Source organism: Pseudomonas hunanensis (assembly GCF_013393325.1).
In the GTDB taxonomy this organism is placed as follows: domain Bacteria; phylum Pseudomonadota; class Gammaproteobacteria; order Pseudomonadales; family Pseudomonadaceae; genus Aquipseudomonas; species Aquipseudomonas putida_P.
In genome coordinates, this window is record NZ_QJRC01000030.1 from 1 (window position 1) to 356 (window position 356).

A 356-nucleotide genomic window follows, 5' to 3' on the forward strand; every position below is an offset into this window, starting at 1 on the left:
CCGTCTTTGTTGGTCAGCGTCACGGTGTAGGTGATCACGCCGCCTTCGGTGACCGATGGAGTCGCGGTCAGTTTCGCGATCACTTCGTCGGTGGTGTCGGTGACATCCACTTTCGCCGCGCCGCCCAACTCCAGGTTCTCGAAGGTGCGGCCGTCGACGTCCACAGCCGACTTGATGCCGAGGCTGATTTCGCCGCTGTCCAGGTAGACGTCATCACCTTGCGCTGCGTGCTCGTACTTGACGCTGGTGTCGCCGGCTTTGATGGTGACCGTGGCATTGTTGCTCAGGGTCACGACCAGGTCGTGGTCCAGTGGCTGGTTGACGTGCACGGTGAACGTCGGTTTGACGTTCTCGGC

At 61.5% G+C, this 356-nt stretch carries 1 protein-coding gene; it reads right to left on the reverse strand.

Features of this window, described 5'->3' with window-relative positions:
• Positions 1 to 356: immunoglobulin-like domain-containing protein (locus DM807_RS00250; protein WP_179026931.1), on the reverse strand; the 356-nt coding region annotated here is incomplete at both ends.